This window comes from Rhodococcus sp. BE178 (assembly GCF_050433545.1).
GTDB lineage: Bacteria > Actinomycetota > Actinomycetes > Mycobacteriales > Mycobacteriaceae > Prescottella.
The window spans coordinates 137,836-160,611 of record NZ_JBNPXA010000008.1; the positions used below are offsets into that span (position 1 = coordinate 137,836).

25 protein-coding genes are annotated in these 22,776 nt (G+C 69.0%); 14 read left to right on the top strand and 11 right to left on the bottom strand.

All coding sequences use genetic code 11. The annotated features are described in order from the left end of the window. The first annotated feature begins 349 nt into the window (after positions 1–349). The 6 genes from J2X34_RS16030 to J2X34_RS16055 all read left to right on the top strand — a co-directional run bounded on the left by J2X34_RS16030 (position 350) and on the right by J2X34_RS16055 (position 7,535). Positions 350–1,744, top strand: a complete 1,395-nt coding sequence (locus J2X34_RS16030) for a flavin monoamine oxidase family protein (RefSeq protein WP_429518311.1) — start codon at positions 350–352, stop codon at positions 1,742–1,744. Between the two features lie 379 nt (positions 1,745–2,123). After that, positions 2,124–3,584, top strand: a complete 1,461-nt coding sequence (locus J2X34_RS16035) for an aldehyde dehydrogenase family protein (RefSeq protein ID WP_114723393.1) — start codon at positions 2,124–2,126, stop codon at positions 3,582–3,584. 37 nt (positions 3,585–3,621) lie between these two features. Then, positions 3,622–5,019, top strand: a complete 1,398-nt coding sequence (locus J2X34_RS16040) for an NAD(P)/FAD-dependent oxidoreductase (protein WP_114723394.1) — start codon at positions 3,622–3,624, stop codon at positions 5,017–5,019. Positions 5,020–5,046: 27 nt separating this feature from the next. Further along, positions 5,047–5,565 (top strand): Lrp/AsnC family transcriptional regulator, encoded by a 519-nt coding sequence (locus J2X34_RS16045; protein ID WP_429518313.1) that lies wholly within the window; start codon positions 5,047–5,049, stop codon positions 5,563–5,565. 93 nt (positions 5,566–5,658) lie between these two features. Next, entirely contained in the window at positions 5,659–6,018 is a 360-nt protein-coding gene (locus J2X34_RS16050; RefSeq protein WP_429518315.1) for a cupin domain-containing protein, read from the top strand. 41 nt (positions 6,019–6,059) lie between these two features. Then, positions 6,060–7,535 (top strand): gamma-aminobutyraldehyde dehydrogenase, encoded by a 1,476-nt coding sequence (locus J2X34_RS16055; protein ID WP_429518419.1) that lies wholly within the window; start codon positions 6,060–6,062, stop codon positions 7,533–7,535. A 22-nt stretch (positions 7,536–7,557) separates the two neighbouring features. Here J2X34_RS16055 and J2X34_RS16060 read toward each other — a convergent pair whose 3' ends face one another. Further along, positions 7,558–8,247: a ZIP family metal transporter gene (locus tag J2X34_RS16060; protein WP_114723397.1), complete on the bottom strand. Its 690-nt coding sequence runs from the start codon at positions 8,245–8,247 to the stop codon at positions 7,558–7,560. A gap of 55 nt (positions 8,248–8,302) precedes the next feature. Here J2X34_RS16060 and J2X34_RS16065 point away from each other — a divergent pair, with 55 nt between their 5' ends. Next, the gene (locus tag J2X34_RS16065) at positions 8,303–9,169 is read left to right on the top strand and encodes a biotin-dependent carboxyltransferase family protein (protein WP_429518318.1); all 867 of its coding nucleotides are present in this window, start codon (positions 8,303–8,305) and stop codon (positions 9,167–9,169) included. Here the strand turns inward: J2X34_RS16065 and rlmB are convergent. From rlmB to carD, 5 genes are read right to left on the bottom strand one after another with little or no spacing between them, the layout of a single operon-like run. Continuing rightward, positions 9,154–10,140 (bottom strand): 23S rRNA (guanosine(2251)-2'-O)-methyltransferase RlmB, encoded by a 987-nt coding sequence (gene rlmB, locus J2X34_RS16070; RefSeq protein ID WP_114723399.1) that lies wholly within the window; start codon positions 10,138–10,140, stop codon positions 9,154–9,156. The two genes, J2X34_RS16065 and rlmB, sit on opposite strands and share 16 nt — an antisense overlap. Beyond that, positions 10,140–11,546, bottom strand: a complete 1,407-nt coding sequence (cysS, locus tag J2X34_RS16075; RefSeq protein ID WP_429518320.1) for a cysteine--tRNA ligase — start codon at positions 11,544–11,546, stop codon at positions 10,140–10,142. The genes rlmB and cysS overlap by 1 nt, the downstream gene beginning before the upstream one ends. An 11-nt stretch (positions 11,547–11,557) precedes the next feature. After that, positions 11,558–12,034 carry a 2-C-methyl-D-erythritol 2,4-cyclodiphosphate synthase gene (gene ispF, locus J2X34_RS16080; RefSeq protein ID WP_114723401.1) on the bottom strand — a complete coding sequence of 159 codons (477 nt, stop codon included), beginning with the start codon at positions 12,032–12,034 and terminating at the stop codon, positions 11,558–11,560. A 45-nt stretch (positions 12,035–12,079) separates the two neighbouring features. Continuing rightward, positions 12,080–12,772: a 2-C-methyl-D-erythritol 4-phosphate cytidylyltransferase gene (ispD, locus tag J2X34_RS16085; RefSeq protein WP_114723402.1), complete on the bottom strand. Its 693-nt coding sequence runs from the start codon at positions 12,770–12,772 to the stop codon at positions 12,080–12,082. Between the two features lie 2 nt (positions 12,773–12,774). Continuing rightward, complete coding sequence (gene carD / locus J2X34_RS16090; protein ID WP_005515676.1) at positions 12,775–13,263, bottom strand: RNA polymerase-binding transcription factor CarD; 489 nt, start codon at positions 13,261–13,263, stop codon at positions 12,775–12,777. A gap of 297 nt (positions 13,264–13,560) precedes the next feature. Here carD and J2X34_RS16095 point away from each other — a divergent pair, with 297 nt between their 5' ends. Next, entirely contained in the window at positions 13,561–14,160 is a 600-nt protein-coding gene (locus J2X34_RS16095) for a hypothetical protein (protein WP_429518324.1), read from the top strand. Positions 14,161–14,247: 87 nt separating this feature from the next. Next, positions 14,248–15,636, top strand: a complete 1,389-nt coding sequence (radA, locus tag J2X34_RS16100) for a DNA repair protein RadA (protein WP_429518326.1) — start codon at positions 14,248–14,250, stop codon at positions 15,634–15,636. Between the two features lie 3 nt (positions 15,637–15,639). Here the strand turns inward: radA and J2X34_RS16105 are convergent, their stop codons facing one another. After that, a complete protein-coding gene (locus tag J2X34_RS16105; RefSeq protein ID WP_114723405.1) occupies positions 15,640–16,200 on the bottom strand; it encodes a PaaI family thioesterase in 561 nt (186 codons plus the stop codon). Positions 16,201–16,340: 140 nt separating this feature from the next. Between J2X34_RS16105 and disA the strand changes: the two genes are divergently transcribed. Beyond that, on the top strand, positions 16,341–17,426 hold the full coding sequence (disA, locus tag J2X34_RS16110) for a DNA integrity scanning diadenylate cyclase DisA (RefSeq protein ID WP_114723406.1): 1,086 nt from the start codon (positions 16,341–16,343) through the stop codon (positions 17,424–17,426). 9 nt (positions 17,427–17,435) lie between these two features. Here the strand turns inward: disA and J2X34_RS16115 are convergent, their stop codons facing one another. Further along, complete coding sequence (locus tag J2X34_RS16115) at positions 17,436–18,119, bottom strand: hypothetical protein (RefSeq protein WP_429518328.1); 684 nt, start codon at positions 18,117–18,119, stop codon at positions 17,436–17,438. Positions 18,120–18,223: 104 nt separating this feature from the next. Next, positions 18,224–18,850 carry a carbonic anhydrase gene (locus tag J2X34_RS16120; protein WP_114723408.1) on the bottom strand — a complete coding sequence of 209 codons (627 nt, stop codon included), beginning with the start codon at positions 18,848–18,850 and terminating at the stop codon, positions 18,224–18,226. A 99-nt stretch (positions 18,851–18,949) separates the two neighbouring features. Between J2X34_RS16120 and J2X34_RS16125 the strand changes: the two genes are divergently transcribed. Beyond that, positions 18,950–19,828 (top strand): A/G-specific adenine glycosylase, encoded by an 879-nt coding sequence (locus J2X34_RS16125; protein ID WP_429518330.1) that lies wholly within the window; start codon positions 18,950–18,952, stop codon positions 19,826–19,828. 3 nt (positions 19,829–19,831) lie between these two features. On the opposite strand, the gene J2X34_RS16130 is transcribed toward J2X34_RS16125, so the two are convergent. Beyond that, positions 19,832–20,572, bottom strand: coding sequence for an alpha/beta fold hydrolase (locus J2X34_RS16130; RefSeq protein ID WP_429518332.1), 741 nt, complete (start codon positions 20,570–20,572; stop codon positions 19,832–19,834). A 43-nt stretch (positions 20,573–20,615) separates the two neighbouring features. On the opposite strand from J2X34_RS16130, the gene mhuD reads away from it, so the two are divergent. From mhuD to J2X34_RS16145, 3 genes are all read left to right on the top strand, one after another. Beyond that, positions 20,616–20,930: a mycobilin-forming heme oxygenase MhuD gene (gene mhuD, locus J2X34_RS16135; RefSeq protein WP_114723411.1), complete on the top strand. Its 315-nt coding sequence runs from the start codon at positions 20,616–20,618 to the stop codon at positions 20,928–20,930. Between the two features lie 126 nt (positions 20,931–21,056). Further along, positions 21,057–21,206: a CbtB domain-containing protein gene (locus J2X34_RS16140; RefSeq protein WP_429518421.1), complete on the top strand. Its 150-nt coding sequence runs from the start codon at positions 21,057–21,059 to the stop codon at positions 21,204–21,206. Next, a complete protein-coding gene (locus J2X34_RS16145) occupies positions 21,197–22,003 on the top strand; it encodes a CbtA family protein (RefSeq protein ID WP_429518335.1) in 807 nt (268 codons plus the stop codon). Before J2X34_RS16140 ends, J2X34_RS16145 begins: the two co-directional genes overlap by 10 nt. A 1-nt stretch (position 22,004) precedes the next feature. Here J2X34_RS16145 and J2X34_RS16150 read toward each other — a convergent pair whose 3' ends face one another. After that, a complete protein-coding gene (locus tag J2X34_RS16150; RefSeq protein WP_254622940.1) occupies positions 22,005–22,742 on the bottom strand; it encodes a DsbA family oxidoreductase in 738 nt (245 codons plus the stop codon). Between the last annotated feature and the right edge of the window lie 34 nt (positions 22,743–22,776).

Genomic DNA, 22,776 nt, shown 5'->3' on the forward strand with positions numbered 1-22,776 from the left:
ACCCCCGCGGCAAGGGGATCGAACCCATCGACCCGGAAACCCGGAACCCGACGACGTCGATGCGGCGGACGAAGTATGGATCACGCCGCGAGCGATGACAAGCCCCGACAGCTTCACTCACGCCCGTAGGCGTTGGACAGAACCGCCTCGTAATCCTTGCCGATGCCGGAAGAATTCCGGCATCGAACTTGCTCAATTGACAGTACGAACCCGCTGTTTTTGCTCATCGAAGTGACAGGCGCCTCCCGAGTCGCTATCGTGGCCGCACTCGACGGAACGAGTGACTCAGCACACATTCATGGCGTCGGCAGCGCCACATCACACAGCACGCCGTCACAGGAGAACCCAGGTGAAACCAGTCAACGGTCCAGATATCCAACTGACGCGACGCCGACTGCTCGGATACGGCGGCGCCGTCGGCCTCTCCGCGGTCCTCTTCGCCCGCACCCCGCAGGCCCGAGCGCAGACCGGATCGCTCGGATCGCTCGCCTCGAACGACGCGGATGTCATCGTGCTCGGCGCCGGCGTGTCCGGTCTGGGCGCGGCGCGAACGGTCGTGGACGCGGGCAGATCGGCAATCGTCCTCGAGGCCCGCGACCGCATCGGCGGGCGCCTGTGGACGGATCGAACGACCATGGGCATCCCGGTGGAACGGGGCGCCGAGCTCATCCACGGCGCCGACGTCTCCACATGGGACATCGTCGGGCCGGCGAACATCTCGACACATCGCTGGGGAACCGAGATGTCCCGATTCGATCCGAGCTCGCCCTGGGTGGACCAGAACACGTGGGAGTTCTACAACTTCCCGCAGGGAAAGCCGGATCTGCCGTCACCGCCTCCCGCCCCGAATCCCGGCGAGACCGCCGAGAACTACCTCGCACGGCTGGGGATCACCCGGTCGAACTACCCGCTCGCCTTCCTGGTCATCGAGGTGGACAGCGAGCAGTTCGACAAGCTCCCCGCCAGATACGTCGTCGAGGACCTCGAGACCGCGCTCACGGCACCGGACAGCGGCGAGATTCCCAGTGACGGCTACGGGGATTTCCGAGTCGTCGGCGGCTACGACCAGATCGTCCGGATTCTCGCCGAGGGAATCGACGTACGAATGAATCACGAGGTCACCCGGGTGGCCTACACCTCCCACGGCGTGGAGGTGCTCGCCGGAGGCACCCGGTTCACCGCCCGCAAGCTCGTGATCGCGCTGCCCGCGGGCGTGCTACAGCGAGAGGCGATCGCATTCGACCCACCGTTGCCGTCGACCCAGCGTTCGGGGATCTCCGAGGTGGTCTATCTGCCGGTCTACAAGGGCCTGCTGGAGTTCTCCGCACCGGTCCTGCCGGACGGCTGGGACCTCGCGGAGGACTACCTGGTGAACCCGCCGACCCTGTGGAACGGGTCCGCCGCGGCACCCGGCTACTCGGGACAGGTCGTCGTCGCCTGGGCTACCGGAGACGAGGCGCGGGAACTACTCTCCCTGCCGGAAGCCGAGCGCCTGGCCCAGTCGGTGGACGCGGTCAGGTCGATGGCCGGTGATGCCGGTCTGCAGACCGTGGCCGCATCGACCTACGACTGGTCCCTCGACGAATACGCCCGGGGCGCCTACCCGGGGCCCACCTCGCGCCGCGACGGGCTGTACGAACCGATCGACCGGACCGTGTTCTGGGCCGGCATGGTCACCAGCACCGTCAGCTCGTCCCTCGACTCGGGTCGCGCCGCGGGGACCGCAGCGCTGGGCGCCCTGTAACTCGGCTCGACCACCGACACCCCTGGCACCCGAAAGGACTTCGCGCCATGAAGAATCAGCGCCATCCGCAGGTAGAACGCCGTGCCGGTCGGTCCGAGGGCGGCCTGTCCTCGAACGATCTCGCGCGTGTGATCGAGGCACTGACCGGCGAACGACTGTCCCCTGGCGCATCGGACAGCTCATTCGACAGCACCGCACATTGAGCTGAAGATCAGCTTCAAATTTGCTCTTTGAACAACTTTAAGACGCATTATTTGCCCATCGGGGGTGACATCGACCCCGATTGCAGTTATCGTGACCACACTCGCACGGAACGAGTGATCCCCAGCACAGACTCCGAGGGCATCGGCAGCCCTACCCCACACCAAGAGGGTTTCTCATGACGACATCCATCCCGACCGCCCCGCGCCAGCAGCTCTACGTGGACGGCGCGTACACCGACGGCAGCACCGGCGAGTCCGTCGAGGTGATCAGCCCGGTCACCGGTGGCCACATCGGAACCATCCCGGTCCCCTCCACCTCGGATCTCGACAAGGCCGTCGACGCCGCCCATCGAGCCCAGGCCGAATGGCGCAAGGTGGGGGTCTGGCAGCGCGCCGAGATCTGCCACCGCATCGGTGACGAGCTCGAGAAGCGCATCGACGTCCTCGCCCGCCTGCAGACTCTCGAGCAGGGCAAGCCGCTCGCCGAGTCCATCGCCGACGTGACCGAGGCGGCACAGCTGTTCCACCTGCACGCCGAGGACGCCGTCCGCCTGCACGGCGAGACCCTGCCGTCGAACGATCCGCAGAAGCGGATGTGGACCTTCTACCGGCCGGTCGGCGTCTGGGGCATCATCACGCCCTGGAACTTCCCGCTGCTGATGCTCACCGAGTTCGTCGCACCGGGCCTGGCCACCGGCAACGCTCACGTAGTCAAGCCGCCGACCCACACCTCGCTGACCGTGTTGGCTGCGATGGAGGCGTTCGAGGCCGCCGGTCTGCCGGCCGGTCTCGTGAACGTCCTTCCCGGAGAAGGCGACTTCGGCTCCGCCCTCGTCTCGCATCCGGGCATCGACGCCATCGGCTTCATCGGTTCGTCGCAGACCGGCGCGAAGATCCAGGCGACCGCCGGCCTGAAGCGGTCCATCATGGAGTGCTCCGGCAACGGCCCCCTCATCGTGCTCGCCGACGCCAACGTCGAGGCCGCCGCCAAGGCCGCCGCCGACGCCGCGTACTACTGCGCGGGCCAGGTCTGCTGCGCCACCGAGCGTGCCCTCGTGCATGCCGACGTGCACGACGCCTTCGTCGAGGCGCTCGTCGCCTACTCCGACACGGTCCGCCTCGGCGACCCGTTCGACTCCGCGGTCAACCTCGGCCCGCTCAACAACGAGGGCGTCGCCGCGAAGATGGATCGCCACCTGGCCGACGCCCGCGAGCGCGGGTTCGACATCCTCGTCGGCGGCGGTCGACGCGCAGGTTTCCCGACCGACCTGTACTACGACTTCACCGTCGTGGACGGCGTCACGCCCGACGGCCTCCTCAGCAAGGAGGAGTCGTTCGGCCCGGTCGTGCCGGTCATCACCGGCCGCGACGACGACGAACTGCTCCGCCTGGCCAACAGCGACGCGCTCGGCCTCCAGGCAGCGGTGTTCACCGAAAGCCTTTCCAAGGCTTACCGATTCGTCGAGGAGGTCGAGACCGGACAGGTGATCGTCAACGACAGCACCGGATTCTGGGACATCAACATGCCGTTCGGTGGCGCCGGCGGCAAGGGCACCGGCTGGGGCCGGATCGGCGGCAAGCACACGCTGATCGACATGTCCGACCTGCGCACCGGTGTCATGCACCTGAACCGCTGATTCGCGACGAACACGCTCTCCAATGAAAGGTCTCCGCATGCCCACCACCAGCCCGTCGACGATCGACGGGGTGCGCCGCTCCCCGTACTGGTTCGACGTGACGCCCGCCCCGACGCCCCTCCCGGCGCTCGCGACGACGCTGTCCGCCGATCTGCTGGTGGTGGGCGGAGGCTATACCGGCCTGTGGACCGCACTGATGGCCAAAGAATCGGACCCCGACCAGCGCGTGGTACTCCTCGAGGGCCACACCGTCGGGCACGCCGCGAGCGGCCGCAACGGCGGCTTCTGCTCCCCCAGCATCACGCACGGCCTCATGAACGGCGTGAACCGCTGGCCGTCCGAGGCCGCGTCCATGCACCGGATGGGGCTCGACAACCTCGCGGGGATCGAGCAGACCCTCGAGCGCTACGGCATCGACGCCGACTACCGGCGGCCGGGCAAGGTCAGCTTCGCCCGCACCACTTGGGAACTCGAAGGTCTGCGCGCCTACTCCGAGATGAGCGGCGGCTACGGCGAGCCGTCGCAGTTCATCCCGCCGTCCGAGGTGGGCGACTGGACCGCGTCGCCCGCGTACGTCGGCGGCCTGTACCTGCCCGACTACTCGCTGGTCGATCCGTACAAGCTCGTGCTCGGGCTCCGGCGGGCATGCCTCGACCTCGGTGTCGAGATCCACGAGAACACACCCGTCACGTCGATCGACAAGACGCCCGACGGGCGCATCGCCGCGACCACGCGGGGAGGACGGGTCGAAGCCCAGCGAGTTGCGCTGGCCACCAACGTATTCAAGCCCCTTCTGCGCCGGCTCACGAACACGACCATCCCGGTCTACGACTACTCGCTCGTCACCGAACCGCTGAGCGACGCCGATTTCGAGTCGATCAAGTGGACCGGGGACCTCGGTCTCACCGACGCCTCCAACCAGTTCCACTACTACCGCAAGACAGCGGACAATCGGATCCTGTGGGGTGGCTACGACGCGATCTACCACTACGGCTCCCGTCGCGACGAGGATCTCCTCGACCGACCGGAGACGTATGCGCGGCTCGCAACGAACTTCGCCACGACGTATCCCCAACTGGCCCACGTGCAGTTCACCCACGCGTGGGGCGGCATCATCGACTCGTCGACACGGTTCTGCCTCACCGCCGGAACGGCGTACGGCGGACGGGTCGCCTACGCGACGGGCTTCACCGGCCTGGGCGTCACCGCGACCCGCTTCGGTGCGCAGGTGATGCTCGACCGTCTGGCCGGACGCAAGACGGAACGGACGGAACTGGCGATGATCCGGCGCCCCGCCGTTCCGTTTCCCCCGGAACCGGTGCGTTACTTTGGTGTCCAGGCGACCAGATGGTCGCTGGCCAGGGAGGACGACCACGGTCGCCGCAACCTGTGGTTGCGACTCCTCGACAGCATAGGACTGGGATTCGATTCCTAGTCGTACCGAACCGGTTCGGAGGTCATCTTGAACACACCGAGCATCGACACGATCGACGCAAAGATCATCGAGCTCCTGCAGAAGGACGGTCGCCTCCCGTACCGGCAGATCGCGGAGGCGCTCGACATCCCCGCCTCGTCGGCGCGATACCGCGTGCAGCGACTCGAGGAGGCCGGGATCCTGCAGATCGTCGGGATCGCCAACCCGATGCGAATCGGCTTCGACCGTATGGCGATGGTCGGCATCCACACCCGCGCCGGCACCGCACGCTCGGTGTGCCAGGCGGTGGCGGCGCTGCCCCAGACGAGCTACGTGATCGTCACGTCGGGGCGGTACGACGTCATCGTCGAGGTGATCTGCAAGGACACCGAGGACTTCACCCGCCTGATGCACGACCAGTTGCACGCCATCGACGGGGTGCTCTCCACCGAGTCGTTCTTCGTGCTCGAGGTGGGCAAGCTGGCGTACGGCTGGGGAGTCGGCAACCCGCCGATGCTCCACGACGTCGTCTCGGCGGACACCGCACCGGTCGAGCTCGACGAGTGACCGCGGCATGGGCGCACCCGTTCGGGGGCGCCGTGCCAGGCCTCGCCCGGGTCCGACCCTCACTACTCGAAACACGACTCGACAGGCCCACCAATGACTTCCACGCAACCACAGCCCGACCCGCACCAGGACAGCGTCGTCGTTCCCGACGTCACTCTGGACCACAAGGCCCTCCCGGACGAACTCGTCGTCGACGGATCGCCGACCACCGCCCACCAGGCCCTGTCGTCGCTGTCGGGGTTGACGATCGGGGTATGGGAGCACACCCAGGGAACCTCGCGCGACGTGGAGGCGGACGAGGTGTTCTTCGTCGTCGACGGCCAGGGCACCCTCGAGTTCGAGGACGATTCTCCCGCAGTCGATCTCCGCCCCGGCACCCTCGTCCGCCTGCACGCCGGACAGCGCACCGTGTGGACCGTGCGCGAGACGCTCCGCAAGATCTACATCTCCTGACCACCCGGCTCTCAGACTCCGACGACGAAAGCATGGACACGATGCACCAGTACATCGACGGGATCCGGTGCGAAGGGGCCTCCGGTTGCACCCAGGACGTGATCGACCCCTCGACCGGCGAGACGATCGTCACCGTCACCCTCGCGAGCAGCGACGACGTCGACCGCGCGGTCGCAGCCGCGCGCCGCGCCTTCGGATCGTGGTCGCGGACCACCCCGGCCGAACGCTCGGCGCTCCTGCTCCGCGTCGCCGACATCCTGCGCGGCCGCTCGGACGAACTCGCGGCGCTCGAGAGCCGGCAGTGCGGTAAGCCGATCCGGCTGGCACGGGAGTTCGACGTCCCCGGCTCGATCGACAACATCGAATTCTTCGCGGGCGCCGCGCGCATCCTCGAGGGAAAGGCGACGGGCGAGTACTCGCCGACGCACACCTCGAGCATCCGCCGCGAGCCGCTCGGCGTCGTGGGGGCGATCGCGCCGTGGAACTACCCGCTGCAGATGGCGGTGTGGAAGATCTTCCCCGCGATCGCCGCCGGGAACACCGTCGTCCTCAAGCCCGCCGAGATCACACCCCTGACCGCGCTGCTGCTGGCCGAGGCGATCACCGAGGCCGGCGTCCCCGACGGCGTCGTCAACATCGTCGTCGGCAGCGGCCAGGAGGCCGGCGCGGCGCTGGCACGCCACGTCGGCGTCGACATGATCTCGTTCACCGGATCGACCGCGGTGGGGCGCTCGATCCTCGAGGGCGCCGCCACCAATGCCAAGCGCGTCCACCTCGAATTGGGCGGCAAGGCACCGTTCGTCGTGTTCGACGACGCCGATCTGGAAGCCGCCGTCCACGGGGCCGTGGCCGCGAGCCTGATCAACGGCGGACAGGACTGCACGGCCGCAACCCGCGCGATCGTGCACGAGTCGGTGATCGACGCATTCGTCGCGGGCGTGGCCGAGCTGTACGAGTCGGTCACGCTGGGTCCGACCGGCGACGAGACGACGGACATGGGCCCCCTGAGCTCGTACGCACACCGCGACCGCGTCGCTGCAATGGTCTCGCGCGCACGCGATTACGCAACGATCGTCACCGGCGGCAGCGCCGGTGACGGACCCCTCGCCACGGGCGCGTACTACCGTCCGACGCTGATCACCGGAGCCTCGGTCGACAGCGAGATCTACCGCGACGAGGTGTTCGGCCCGGTGCTGACGGTGACACCGTTCCGCGACGACGACGAGGCCATCGCCCTCGCCAACGACACCCCGTACGGGCTCGCCGCATCGGCGTGGACCACCGACCTGCACCGCGCGCTGCGCGCAACCCGTGAGATCGTCGCCGGCTGCGTCTGGGTCAACGACCACATCCCGATCATCAGCGAGATGCCGCACGGCGGGGTCAAGCAGTCCGGATTCGGCAAGGACATGTCGACCTACTCGTTCGAGGAATACACCACCGTCAAGCACGTGATGTTCGACCTCTCGCGCGACGCCCGGAAGGCGTGGCACAGGACCGTCTTCCGCACGGACTGAGTGGCTCGTGGCGTTCGCACTCCTAGGCGCCCAGCGCGAACGCCACGAGGAACCCGAGTGCGGTGGAGATCCCCACCCACCAACCGCCCTCGCGGTACGCCTCCGGCATCAACGAATCCGCAAGCACCGCAATGGTTGCCCCACCGGCGAAGGCCTGGATGACGGCAATTCGACTGTCCGGGATGGTGTCGGAGACGGCGTTGGCCGCGACGACGACCAGCACCAGGACCGCGGCAGTGGCGGCCCACACCCCGAACGCCCGCCGCGAGTTGAAGCCGGGCTGCTCGCGCATCGACGCGGCGCCGGCGACGGCCTCGGGCACGTTGCCGACCGCGACCGCGACCAACAGCACCACTCCCCCGCCCTCCATGAGCGAGACGCCCAGGGCGGTGTTCTCGGGGATGCCGTCGAGCAGGGCCCCGAGCATCAGCGCCCACCCCAGCGCCGCGGGACCGAGCTTGTTCTCGATGAGGTGATCGGCCACCACATACACGAGGGCGCCGGCCAGCAGCGCCGTCCCGGCGACCCACACGCCCTCGATCGCGAACGCCGGCGCGAAGAGCTCGGACGACACCGCCGCCACCATCGTGCCGGCGCCGAAGGCCATGAGCGCGGCCAGCAGTGGCCGCGGCAGGCTGTAGCGCAGGCCCACCCACGCACCGAAGAGCAACGGTAGAGCCGTCCCGAGACCGTACAGCGCAGCTGTCAGCATCGATCGATCGTAGTAAGCACTGCGACCTCCTGCCGGGATCGAGGACAATCGACCCATGGCATGGCTCGAAGTCCTGCGCGCCGGCGCACGCACCACCGTCCAGGATCGGGGACGGCCCGGGTATGCGCGTCTCGGCGTCGGCGTCTCGGGGGCCGCCGACATCGTCGCGCACGACGGCGCGAACCGCCTCGTCGGCAACGATCCCCGCGCCGCGACGCTCGAGGTGACCCTCGGTGGTCTGCGGGTGCGGGCGGTCGGGCCGGCCACCCTCGCCGTCACCGGCGCGCGGGCACCGCTCACGGTGAACGGGGAACCCCGCCCGCACTACTCCACCCTGCACGTGCGCGACGGCGACGAGGTGGTGCTGGGGCTGGCCACGGCGGGACTACGCACCTACCTTGCGGTGCGCGGCGGCATCGACGTCACGCCGATCCTGGGCAGCCGCGCCACCGACACCCTCTCCGGCATCGGCCCCGAACCGATCCGGGACGGCGACCGCCTGCCGGTGGGAAGCCTCCACGGCGAGCTGCCGATCGAGGAACTGATCCCGCCACCCGCGCCGCCCGGAGATCCCGTCGAACTACGCGTTCGCACCGGTCCGCGCGACGACTGGTTCACCCCTGCATCCCTGGCCGCCCTGGTGCACCGGACGTGGACGGTCAGCACCGACACCGACCGTGTGGGCGCACGCCTCGACGGGCCGGGACCGCTGCACCGCTCCCGTCACGGCGAACTGCCGAGCGAGGGCATGGTGACCGGCGCGCTACAGGTGCCGCCGAACGGCATGCCGGTGCTGTTCCTCGCCGACCATCCGGTCACGGGGGGCTATCCCGTGATCGCCGTGGTCGTGGAAGAAGACATCCCGGCCGCAGCTCAGCTGCGACCGGGATGTCGGATCAAGTTCCGTCAGCTACGACGCTGACGCGCGATCTCGGACAGCACGACGCCCGCGGCGACGGACGCGTTGAGCGACTCCACCGGTCCGGCCATCGGGATGCTCAGGACGGCGTCGCACGTCTCGCGCACGAGCCGCGACAGTCCCTTGCCCTCCGAACCGACCACGATGACCACCGGGCCGGTGCCATCGTAGGTGTCGAGGGTGGTGTCGCCGCCGGCGTCCAGGCCGACGACCTGGACCCCCTTGGACTGCCAATCCTTCAGTGTGCGAGTGAGATTCGTGGCCCGCGCGACAGGCAGGCGAGCCGCGGCACCGGCACTGGTGCGCCAGGCGACAGCGGAGACGCTGGCGCTGCGACGCTGCGGGATCACCACACCGTGACCGCCGAACGCGGCAACCGAACGAACGACGGCGCCGAGGTTGCGCGGGTCGGTGATGTTGTCCAGGGCCACCAGCAGCGCGGGCTCCTGGTTGGTGCGGGCCGACGCCAGCAGATCGTCCGGGTGCGCGTACTTGTACGGCGGCACCTGCAGGCCGATGCCCTGGTGCAGTCCGTTGGCACTCATGCGGTCCAGGTCGGTGCGCGGCACCTCGAGGATCGAGATCCCCATGTCGGCCGCACGCTGCACGGATTCCTTGAGGCGATCGTCACTCTCGGCGCCCACCGCGACGTACAGCGCCGTCGCGGGGACACCCGCGCGCAGGCACTCGACGACCGGGTTGCGGCCCAGCACCATCTCCGGACCGTCCTCGGCCTTGCGGCCGGCCGGCAGACGACCCGCGCCGGGGCGGCCGCCGCCGGTGGGACGCTGCTGCGCCGCCTTCGCCGCGGCCCGGGCCCGCTTCGCGGCGGGATGCTTGGTGCGGGCCTCCGCCGGAGGCGTCGCGCCGCGGCCCTCGAGACCCCGGCGATGCTTGCCGCCGGACCCGCTGACCTGCCCCTTCTTGGTGCCGTCCTTGCGGATCGCGCCGCGCCTGCTCGAATTTCCAGCCATCACTGTCCCGATTCGTTAGAAGCTTGCTTGAGGGACCATTCGGCCCCGTTCGCGGTGTCCGTGACCTCGATACCGGCCTCGGCCAGCCGGTCCCGGACCTCGTCGGCCACTGCCCAGTTCTTGTCGGCCCGGGCCTGCTGACGCCGGTCGAGCTCGGCCCGAACCAGGACGTCGAGGGCATCGAGCGCCGTCGAGTTGTCAGTCGCGGACACCCACTGCGGATCCAGCGGATCGACACCGAGGATGCCGAGCATCGCCCGCACCTGCGACGCCAGCGCGCGAGCACCGTCGAGATCACCGGACTCGAGCGCGATGTTGCCTTCGCGGACCCGGCCGTGGATCTCGGCCAGCGCCGACGGCACACCCAGGTCGTCGTCGAGTGCGGCGGCGAACTCCGCCGTCCACTTGCCCACCGGGACCTCACCGGCCCGCTCTACGACGCGCGTCACGAACGACTCGCAGCGACGGTAGGCGGCCGCACCCTCGTGCAGCGCGGTCTCGGAGTACTCGAGCATCGACCGGTAGTGGGCACTGCCGAGGTAATACCGCAGTTCCTGCGGGCGAACCTGCTTGAGCACGTTCGGCACCGACAGCACGTTCCCGAGCGACTTCGACATCTTCTCGCCACCCATGGTGACCCAGCCGTTGTGCAACCAGTACTGGGCGAAGTCGTCGCCCGCGCACTTCGCCTGCGCGATCTCGTTCTCGTGGTGCGGGAACACCAGATCCATTCCACCGCAATGGATGTCGAACGCCTTACCGAGGTAGAACTCGGCCATCGCCGAGCACTCGAGGTGCCAGCCCGGTCGTCCCGGGCCCCACGGCGTCGGCCACGACGGCTCGCCCGGCTTCGCGGCCTTCCACAGCGTGAAGTCCCGCGGATCGCGCTTGCCCTCGGCCACGCTCTCGCCCTGGTGGACGTCGTCGAGCTTGTGACCGGACAGCTTGCCGTAGTCGGGGTAGCTGACCACGTCGAAGTAGACGTCGCCGGCGGACGCGTACGCGTGGCCGTTGTCGATGAGGCGCTGCATCATCTCGACCATCTGCGTCATGTGCCCGGTCGCCCGCGGCTCCACGGACGGCGGCAGCACACCGAGCTGCTGGTACGCCCAGTCGAACGACCGCTCGTACGTCGCGGCCCACTCCCACCAGGGGCGGCCCGCCTCGGCGGCCTTGTTCAGGATCTTGTCGTCGATGTCGGTGACATTCCGCACGAACGCGACGTCGTAGTCGTGCGCGAGCAGCCAGCGGCGCAGCACGTCGAATGCGACGCCACTGCGCACGTGCCCGATGTGGGGGTCGCCCTGAACGGTGGCGCCACACAGGTACACCGAGGCATGTCCGGGGGTCAGCGGAACGAAGTCACGCGGAGCCCGTGTCACGGTGTCGTATAGGCGCAAGGTCACGACGTGCGATTCTACCGGTCGCGATCAGCGGGGATGATCAGCGCGGTCGCGACGGCAGCGATGCCCTCTCCGCGACCCGTGAGACCCAGTCCGTCGGTCGTCGTCGCCGACACCGACACCGGTGCGCCGAGCACGTCCCCGAGGACGCGCTGCGCCTCCTCCCGACGCGGACCGATCTTGGGCCGATTGCCGATGACCTGCACCGACGCATTCCCGACGACGTATCCGGCGTCGGACAGCAGGCTCCGGACCTCGGTGAGCATCCGCACACCGCTCACGCCGTCCCACTCCGGACGACCGGTGCCGAACACCGAACCGAGATCGCCCAGGCCCGCGGCCGACAACAACGCGTCGCACAGCGCGTGCGACGCGACGTCGCCGTCGGAATGCCCGGAGCATCCGTCCGCGTCCTCGAACAGCAACCCTGCCATCCAGCACGGACGGCCGGGCTCGATCGGATGGACGTCGGTGCCGATTCCGACTCGCACGCGTAGGGCTCCCTGTGCTCGAAAAAAACTCGGACTTACTCAGACTTACTCGGACTCCGCCGGTCCCGCCTGCCCCAGCAGAATCCGGGCCAGAGCGAGATCCCACGGTGTGGTGATCTTGAATGCTTCGGGCTCACCGACGATGGTGCGCACCCGCTCGCCAAGTCGCTCGACGAGGCCGGCGTCATCCGTCGCGTCGCCGTCGACGTCCAGGTAGGCGCGGCGCAGTAGCGACGCCTCGAAACCCTGAGGCGTCTGGACGGCGCGCAACTCCGAGCGCGGCGGTGTGCCGGTGACGGCACCGAGCACGTCGACCGTCTTGATGGTGTCGCTGACGGGCAGCACCGGAATGACCGCTTTGCGTCCCGCCTGAAGTTCCGCGACCACTCGAGCGATCAGCGACGGCGGCGTCAGAGCGCGCGCCGCGTCGTGCACCAGCACCAATTCGGCGCCCGTGGCTGCCGCGAGTCCGGCGCGGACCGAGTCGGTCCGCTCCTCGCCCCCGACAACCACGACGACGCCGTCGGGCAGATCCGCCCGCGCCTCGTCCACGAGCGTCTCGGGCACGATCACGACGACCGTGTCCACGACGCCCGACTCGAGGAGTCCGTCGACGGCTCGGCGCAGCATGCTGCGCCCGCCCAACTCGACGAACGCCTTCGGGACGGACTCGCCCAGCCGGACTCCACGTCCGGCTGCAGGGACCAGCGCTACGACCGGTCCTCGGTTCTCACCCACTGTCAGGACGCGGCGGCGAGGACCTCGTCGAGAATGATCTCGGCCTTGGCGTCGTCGGTGCCTTCCGCCAGAGCGAGCTCACCCACGAGGATCTGCCGCGCCTTGGCCAGCATCCGCTTCTCACCCGCGGACAGGCCGCGGTCCTGCTCACGCCGCCACAGGTCACGAACGACCTCTGCGACCTTGTTCACATCACCCGAGGCCAGCTTCTCGAGGTTCGCCTTGTACCGGCGAGACCAGTTCGTCGGCTCCTCGGTGTGCGGCGCACGAAGCACCTGGAACACCTTGTCGAGACCCTCCTGGCCGACCACGTCACGCACGCCGACGTACTCGGCGTTCTCCGCGGGAACGCGAACGGTGAGATCGCCCTGCGCGACCTTCAGAACGAGGTATTCCTTCTGTTCACCCTTGATGGTGCGGGTTTCGATTGCCTCGATCAGCGCCGCTCCGTGATGGGGGTATACGACGGTGTCTCCGACCTTAAAAATCATCTGTCCCGTGCCCCTTTCGATCTTTCGAGTTTAACACGTGACCAATCGATCGTCCCATCAACGGTGCAGGTCAGGGGCGTCCTTACCTGATCTTAGGGCTTGACAGGCCGCACCAACCGTGCATTTCGGGCCGCGCGAACCGCCTGCCGAGCGACCCGTGAGGCGCCACCGAACCTGCACGCGGACAACCGTTGTGCGCCCGACACGACCTCGTAACGAGTACCCAGCGCACAGCCTCTCCGAGCCGACTACTACTCTGCCTAGTGGATTGTGAACCTGACCCATGGAGGACAACCCGTGACTGCTCTCAATGCGTCGCCGACTCGCCGAGTCATGGCCGCTGTCGCTCTCGCTGCCGGCGCGACGCTCGTGCTGTCCGCGTGCGGCGCAGGTCAGGTCTCGCAGACCGCCACCCAGGTTGCTGCGGTGAACGGCAACAAGGCGACCAGCGGCGACATCGCACTGCGCAACGTGCACGTCGTGTACCCGAACTCCGAGGAGTTCAGCATCGAACCGGGCGGCAACGCGCAGCTCGCGTTCACCGCGATCAACCTCAGCGAGCACGAGTCCGACCGCCTGAAGGGCATCAAGACCGACTTCGCGGGCGCCGTCACCATCGACGACAAGGAGGGCGGCCGCGACATCAAGCCGCAGGCCGCTCTCGGTGCGGGCAACCCCGATGTCTCGGTGCCCGAGCAGGCCCCCGAGCACGTCAGCCTGATCGACGTCACGCTCGAGGACATCCGCGAGGGCGTCCGGCCCGGCCTGACGTTCCCGGTCACCTTCTCCTTCGAGAACGCCGGCGACGTCGTCGTGCAGGTGCCGGTCGACGCCGGCCCGAAGACCGAGCGCCACGAGTCGGAGAAGTCCCCCGACGTGGCCGAGGGTCATCACTGATCCGTCGGATCGGACGTACTTCCGGAGGAGCCCGGGCGACACCGTCGCCCGGGCTCCTCTGTCGGTCGGGACCACTAGGCTGCGCGCGTGGCAAAAGCTAAATCGAGCTTCCGGTGTTCGTCGTGTCAGCACACTGTGGCCAAGTGGGTCGGCCGCTGCCCGGAGTGCGGCACGTGGGGCTCGATGGACGAGGCTCCGGTCCTCGCGGCGGTCGCGTCCCGCCCGGGCGCGTCACTGGCACGCGCCGGTGCCGCCGCGCTGCTGCCGACCACGCCGGCGTCCCCCATCACCCAGATCGACGGCACCGCCACTCGCGCCAAGCCGACGGGCGTCGACGAACTCGATCGGGTCCTCGGCGGTGGCGTCGTCCCCGGCTCGGTGGTGCTGCTGGCCGGCGAGCCCGGCGTCGGCAAGTCGACGCTGCTGCTCGAGGTCGTGCACCGGTGGGCGTGCCGCGGACCCGACGACCGCGCGCTGTACGTCACAGGCGAGGAATCCGCGGGTCAGGTCCGGCTGCGCGCAGATCGCACCGGGTCGGTGCACGAACGGGTGTATCTGGCCGCCGAGTCGGATCTCGCGACAGTACTGGGACACGTCGAGCAGGTCCGCCCGACGCTGCTGATCGTCGACTCCGTGCAGACGATGCTCGCCGCCGACGTCGACGGCGTCGTCGGCGGCGTCACGCAGGTGCGGGCCATCACCAGTGCGCTCACGTCGCTCGCGAAGGCCAGCGGGGTTCCGGTGCTGCTGATCGGCCACGTCACCAAGGACGGCGCGGTGGCCGGTCCCCGATCGCTCGAACACCTGGTGGACGTGGTCCTGCACTTCGAGGGCGACAAGCACTCGACGCTGCGGATGATCCGCGGCATCAAGAACCGTTTCGGTGCGGCCGACGAAGTGGGCTGCTTCGAACTGCGCGAGGACGGCATCGTCGGGGTGAGCGACCCGTCCGGGCTGTTCCTGCACCACCGGGCCGAGGAGGTGCCGGGCACCGCCGTCACGGTCACGATGGACGGCAAGCGTCCCCTGCTCGGCGAGGTCCAGGCACTGGTCGCGCCCACCAACAACCCGTCGCCGCGTCGCGCCGTGAGCGGACTCGACTCGGCGCGGGTGTCGATGGTGCTGGCCGTCCTGGAACGCCGCCACGGCATCAAACTCTCCGACCGCGAGGTCTACGCCGCGACGGTCGGCGGCATGCGGATGACCGACCCGTCGTGCGATCTGGCGCTCGCGGTCGCGGTCGCGTCGGCCGGCAAGGACCGGTCGATCCCCGCCGGCACCGTGGTGCTCGGCGAGGTCGGCCTGGCTGGTGAGGTCCGACGCGTGGCGGGTGTGAGCCGCCGCGTCGCGGAAGCCGCCCGGCTGGGATTCACCCGCGCCGTCGTTCCGCTCGACTCCGGCGAACTCCCGAAGGGCATCCGTCCCGTCGAAGTGGGAAACGTCGGAGATGCCCTGCGGGCCTTGAATCTTCGGTGAGGGTCAGACCGCCGACGTGCCGAACGGCGACATCGGTTCGCCGTCGACGAAGGCCGCCGTCGGAGCGAAGTGCTCGGGGTTGACGGTCAGGAACAGGCCGCGCGAGGTCGCGACGGGCGTCTCCGGGTCGACGCCGGGCCCCTCCACGATGAACGCCTCCGAGGTCGTGTACGCCTTGCGGCGGACCGTGCCCTCGATGCGGGCACGGAACTCGAGCACCGAACCCAGCGGGATCGGACGCGCGAAGTCGATCTCGAGGTGCGCGGTGACGACGGGGCCGCCGAGAACCATGCACGCCATGCCCTGCACCTCGTCGAACGCGGTGGAGAGGATGCCGCCGTGGATCACGCCGGGGCCACCCTGGTAACGCTTGGCAACCTCGAGGCGCCCGGTGACGGACAGGTTCTCTCCCGCGAGAAAGGTCATCGCCATACCGGCGGGCTGGTCGTCACCGCAGCCGAAGCACTTGGACCAGTGCTGGGGAAGCGGCTCTCCCGGCGCCGGGAAGAAATCCGGCAGCTCGGGAAGGACAAGGTCATCGGGCAAGGTCCAAGTACTGCTCACAACTAGGTAATGTAGAGGCGGCCCGACCGCGGCCGGAATGCGGCTCGGCCAGATGTGACGTCGAACGCACTCGGGATTCCGTCCGATCGGACCCGAGGCGCCGACCGGAAGGCGCCGACCGCACGAGGGGGGATTTCGCGATGAACGATGCCACGCCGTCCGCGGTGCTCCGCGAAACGATCGCGCGCCTGGCCCCCGGAACCGCGCTGCGCGACGGACTCGAGCGCATCCTGCGCGGCCGCACCGGCGCCCTGATCGTGCTCGGATACGACGACCAGGTCGAGGAGCTGTGCGACGGCGGATTCGAGCTCGACGTCGAGTTCGCGCCCACCCGCCTGCGCGAGCTGTCGAAGATGGACGGTGCCGTCGTCCTCTCCACCGACGGCACCCGCATCGTCCGCGCCAACGTGCAACTGGTGCCGAACCACAAGATCCCCACCGTGGAGTCCGGAACGCGCCACCGCGCGGCCGAGCGCACCGCGATCGAGACCGGCTACCCCGTCGTGTCGGTGAGCCAGTCGATGAGCATCGTGAGCGTGTACGTCGGCGGAATCCGACACGTCATCAACGGGTCGGCGACCATCCTGTCCCGCGCGAACCAGGCCGTCGCGACCCTCGAGCGGTACAAGGCTCGGCTCGACGGGGTCACCCGTCAGCTGTCGGTGGTCGAGATCGAGGACTTCGTCACGCTGCGCGACGCGCTGACCGTGGTGCAGCGCCTCGAGATGGTGCGCCGGGTGTCCGTCGAGATCGAACAGGACGTGCTCGAGCTGGGCACCGACGGCCGGCAGCTCGCGCTGCAGCTCGAGGAACTGGTCGGCGACAACGACACGGTCCGCCAGCTCATGGTGCGCGACTACCTGGCCGGATCCGAGCCCGCCTCGACGACGGCGGTGGAGAGCACGCTGTCCGCGCTCGACAAGCTCACCGACGTGGATCTGCTCGACCTCACCACCCTGGCCCGCGCCTTCGGTTACCCGGGCACCATCGAGGCGCTCGACGCGCCGATGAGCCCGCGCGGTTACCGGGTGCTCACCCGGGTGCCCCGGCTGCAGTTCCTGCAGATCCACCGGCTGGTGAGCTCGTTCGGGACCCTGCAGGGGCTGCTCGCGGCCACGGCCGCGGACCTGCAGTCCGTCGACGGCATCGGTGGCCTGTGGGCCCGGCACATCCGCGAGGGCCTCTCACGGCTCGCGGAGGCCTCGATCAGCGGACCGTACGACTAGTTCGCCGCGTCAGGAGAAATTGAACGGCTCCGGGGAGCTACGCAGCTCGCCGAGTTGCGCGACCACCGTGTAGGCGCCCGGCGCGACCTGAACGCGCGGGGCCTTGCATCCCGGCTCCGAGGTGGTGCCCGACCACTTGACGGTGAATCGTGCCTGCCCACCCGGCTCGAGGACCTGCATCGCCGGATCCGCATCGGGGTAGCAGTCGACGTTGGACCACAGCCGGTTGCTGCCGTTGAGCGAGTAGACGAGCGCCTGCTGCAGTCCCGAGCCCAGGTCCCGCTCGCACTTGCTGGTACCGATGTTCGTGATCGCGATCGAGAAGCTGGGCTCGTCACCCGCCTTGTACTGGGGACGGTCGGGCGACACCTTCAACGCCAACGACTGGTCGGCACACGGGGCCACCTCGGGGCCGGCACTCGTGGAGGCCGCAGTCGTTCCGGACACGCTGGTGCCCGAGGCATCGGCCGTCGAGGACCCCGACCCGTCCGAGGGCTCGGCCGCCGGGGTGGTGGTCGCCTCGGTGAGCTCGGAGGTGCCCGCCGCGGCCGCCGACTCCGGGTCGTCTCCGCCACCACGGACCGACGCGATGATCCACACCAGCAGCGCGACGACCACGACGACACCACCGATGGCGAGCGCCCGTCGACGCCAGTAGATCTCAGGGGGCAACGGTCCGTTCGGTTCAAGCACGACTCAACCGTAATTCCATACGACCTGCCCTCGCTTCTTCGGTCCCGGCGTGTCGCGTCTGCGAACACGGCCGCGGTGGCCGAGTGGACACGTTCGGCTCGGCCTCAGTCCACCGACTCGCCGATGTCACCCACCACACCCTGCAGTTTGATGTCGCCGTCGGAGAGCTTGTAGGTGACGCCGACGATGGCGCACGTGCCCTTCTCCACCCGGTCGGCGATGATGCGCGAACGCTGCATCAGCAGCGAACCGGTCTCGACCACGTGCCGGCCCTCGAGCTCGTCGACGGTCGTGAGGCCCTCCTGCCGACCCATCAGGATCGACGGAGCCACGCGTTCGACGACGTCGCGGATGAAGCCGTTGGGGATCCGGCCCTTGTCGAGGGCGTCGAGCGTGGCCTTGACCGCGCCGCAGCCGTCGTGGCCGAACACGACGATGAGCGGCACGTTGAGGATCTCGACGGCGTACTCGATGGACCCGAGCACCGAACTGTCGATGACGTGACCGGCCGTGCGGACGACGAACATGTCGCCGAGACCGACGTCGAAGATGATCTCGGCGGCGACGCGGGAGTCGCCGCAACCGAAGAGCACTGCCGTCGGGTGCTGGGCGTCGACCAGTTTCGCGCGGTCGGCAATACCCTGACTCGGATGCAGCGGGGTGCCACTGACGAAGCGCTCGTTACCCTGCTTGAGGGCTTTCCAAGCGGAGATCGGGTTGGAATTGGGCATGCGGCAATTGTGCACCTTCGCGTGGCCGCCGTCTCGGTTGGACCGATGGCGACGGCGCGACGAGCGCCCGGCAGTGTGCGGAGAAGGGTGAGAGTTTCGATGTCGGTGGACGGTTCAGCACTGCTGCGCTGGTACGACGAGCAGGCCCGGGACCTGCCGTGGCGTCGCGACGGCGTGACGGCCTGGCACATCCTGATGAGCGAGATCATGCTGCAGCAGACCCCCGTCGTCCGCGTCGCGCCGATCTGGGAGGAATGGGTGCGGCGCTGGCCGGTGCCGTCGCTGATGGCCGCGTCGAGCCAGGCGGACGTGCTGCGCGCGTGGGGAAAGCTCGGTTACCCGCGCCGGGCACTGCGCCTGCACGAGTGCGCGGGCGTGCTGGCCGACCGGCACGGCGACCAGGTACCCACCGACGTCGACGTCCTGCTGGGCCTGCCGGGGATCGGCGACTACACCGCCCGTGCCGTGGCATGTTTCGCATACGGGCAGCGAGTTCCCGTGGTGGACACCAATGTTCGACGCGTCGTCGCGCGTGCCGTTCACGGCCGGGCGGATCAGGGCAATCCGTCCGCGAAGCGCGACATGGCGGACGTCGATGCGCTCCTGCCGCGCACCCGGGCCCGCGCCGCACGGTTCTCCGCCGCACTGATGGAGCTCGGCGCCACGGTGTGCACCGCCCGGACTCCCGACTGTGCGAGCTGCCCACTGCCGACCTGCGCATGGGTGGAGGCCGGGCGGCCCGCGCACGTCGGCGAGCCCCGCAAGGTGCAGAAGTTCGCGGGAACGGATCGCCAGGTCCGCGGGAAGCTGATGGACGTGCTGCGCGACAGCTCCCACCCGGTGGAGCGCGCGCGACTCGACCTCGTGTGGCTCAGCGACCCCGGGCAGCGCGATCGCGCACTCGATTCGCTCCTCGTCGACGGGTTGATCGAGCAGACCGAGGACGGACTGTTCGCCCTCGCCGGCGAGGGCGGCTGAGGATCAGTCCAACGTCTTCAGGAACTCCTCGACGGCGTCACGGTACCGCTGGGGCTGATCGTCGTGGACGAGGTGCCCGGCTTGGGCGACCCACACGTAGCGGGCGTCGTCGTGGCCGTCGAGCATGCGGCGCATCTGTCCCTCCGGGGTGATCGTGAACTCGCCCTCGATCAGCAGCGTGGGGGCCGTCACGGACTCCCACTGCGCCCAGAAGTCGCGGGTGCCCCACTCCTCGGAGATGTCGCGGAACGTCTCGACGTCACCGTGCAGGTACCAACCGTCGGCGCGGCGCTCGAACGACTCGAGGAAGTAGCGGCCGGCCACCTCTCCGAAGTAGTCCAGGACGGACTCCTCGGTGGGGAACGGCTGCGGCCACGCGGAAACCATTGCCGCCCAATCGTTTGCCGTCCGACCACGGAAGTCCGGCGCCATGTCCTCGAGCACCAGCGCGCGAACCCGCCCGGGATGGGCGGCCGCGAAGCACCACGCGTGCAGCGCGCCCATGGAATGGCCGATGACGGTGATCGGCTCGTCGACGGCGTCGAGCGCGTCCGCGAGGTCGGCCACGAAGAGTTCGGTCGTGGGAGCCGACGCGATGGGGCGTCCGTGCCCGGCGGCGTCGAATGTGTAGACACGGCCGTGGTCCCGCAGCCAGGGCACGTGCCGCACCCACGTCCGCGAGCTGCCCATCAGCCCGTGGAGCAGCAGTATCGGCCGGCCCGTCCCACCCTCGTCGTGCAACACAAGACCGACGGTAACCCACCGACGTCCGGAGTACCCTCACGTCATGGCAGTCGTGAAGATCAACGCAATCGAGATCCCCGAGGGCGCCGGCCCCGAGCTGGAGAAGCGGTTCGCCGCTCGCGCCCACGCCGTCGAGAACTCCCCCGGGTTCCTCGGATTCCAGCTCCTGCGTCCGGTGAAGGGCGAGAACCGCTACTTCGTCGTCACGCAGTGGGAGTCCGACGAGGCGTTCCAGGCGTGGGCTAGCGGCCCGGCCCGCGAAGCCCATGCCGGCGAGCGCGCGAAGCCGGTCGCCAGCGGTGCGTCGCTGCTCGAGTTCGACGTGGTGCTCGACGTCGCAGCGGCGTCCGGTTCCTGACGAATCCCCCTCCACATCGGACAAATCGTCCGGTTCGGTCACGGTGCCCATCGCTCGATTGACACCGTGACCCCCTGGGTGCAAAAGTGCGCTCGACAGAGCGATGGATCGACGGAACCGGCAGCGATCGCAGCCATCACCGTCGCAGTAGTTCTCCTCGCAATGCTGGCCCTCTACCTGGTCGGATTCGACCAGGGGGCAATCTCCCGCAGCGGCATGTACATGCACGAGCTCATGCATGACGGTCGGCACCTGCTGGGCCTGCCGTGCCACTGACCACGCTCACGGACAGTTTCAAGACCCTCCTCCTCCGCGGGCTGCTGGCCGGCCTGATCGCGGGCTTGCTCGCCGGTGCCGTCGCGTTCACGCTCGGCGAGCCGCACGTGCAGGCCGCGATCAACATCGAGGAGTCGGCAGCAGCCGCCGAGGCGCCTGCAGCGGACCATCACGCGGGCGAGGCCACCACGGATCCCGGCGCCGCGGAAGAGTCCGCGGGACACTCCCACGGTGACGAAGAACCCCTCGTCAGCCGCACCGGCCAGCGCGCAGGCCTGTTCCTCGCAACCGCCCTGGCCGGGCTGGCGCTCGGTGCGATCTTCGCGGTCGTCGTGCACTACGCACGCCGTTTCACCGCCGTGAACGGGCCGCTACTGGCGATCGCCGTCGCCGGATGCGGTTGGCTCGCAATCGAAGCCGTGCCGTTCTTCAAGTACCCGGCGAATCCGCCGGCCGTCGGCGACCCGGACACCATCAACGAGCGCACCCTGCTGTGGCTCGCGTCGGTGATCCTGGGACTGGCCGCCGTGGCCGTGGCCGTGTACGTGGGGCGCGCACTGCGCAACCAGCAACTGGTGACGCTGCGCGTCATCGGCCAGGTGGCCGCGTTCCTCGTCGTGGCTGCAATCGGGTACATCGCGCTTCCCGGCATCAACGAGGTCGGCGAGGACTTCCCGGCCACGCTGCTGTGGGAGTTCCGGGTCTCTTCGCTCGCAACGCAGGCCATGCTGGGGCTCGCGCTGGGGCTGGCGTTCGCGTTCCTCACGGAACGCGCCCACCGCCGCGTGACCCGCTAGATCAGATCGCGCACGTATCGTCAGTGCAGCCCTCGGCGTCACCGCCGGGGGCTGCACTGGTTTCGCCTGCCGTCTGGTCGTACGCCTGACGGAGCAGCTCCGCGAACACGTCCGCCGGCTGCGCGCCCGACACCGCGAGACGCCGGTTCGCCACGAAGAACGGCACCCCCGACACCTGCAGCTGGCGGGCCGTCTCGATGTCGGCCCGCACCAGGTCGGCGCCGGCGTCGCCGTCGAGCGCCGCCGTGACCTCGTCGGCGTCCAGGCCGGCGCTCGCGGCGAGCTCGACGAGCACGGTCCGGTCGTCGATCACCTTGCCGTCCGTGAAGTATCCCCGGAACAACGCCTCGAGCAGCTCGTCCTGCCGATCGCCGGCCAGATGCAGCAGGCGATGGGCGTCGAACGTGTTGGACGCGGTCAGGGTGTCGAGATCCATCACCAAACCGTCGACTGCAGCCGTACGGGCGACGTGCTCGTACAACTCCCGCGCCTGCTCGACCGGCACGCCCCGACGCTCCGCGACGACCTCGAGCTGACTGCGCCGGGCACCCACCGGGGTGTCGGGAGCGAGCTGGTACGACCGCCACACCACCTCGACACGGTCGCGGTGCGGGAAGTCGGCGAGGGCCGCCGCGAAGCGGCGCTTACCGATGTAGCACCACGGGCAGGCGATGTCCGACCACACCTCGACCAAAACGGTCGGCTGATCGGATTCGGATACGGCGGCATTGTTCTCGATGGTCACGAGCCATTCGAACACATGCCGCCCGCAT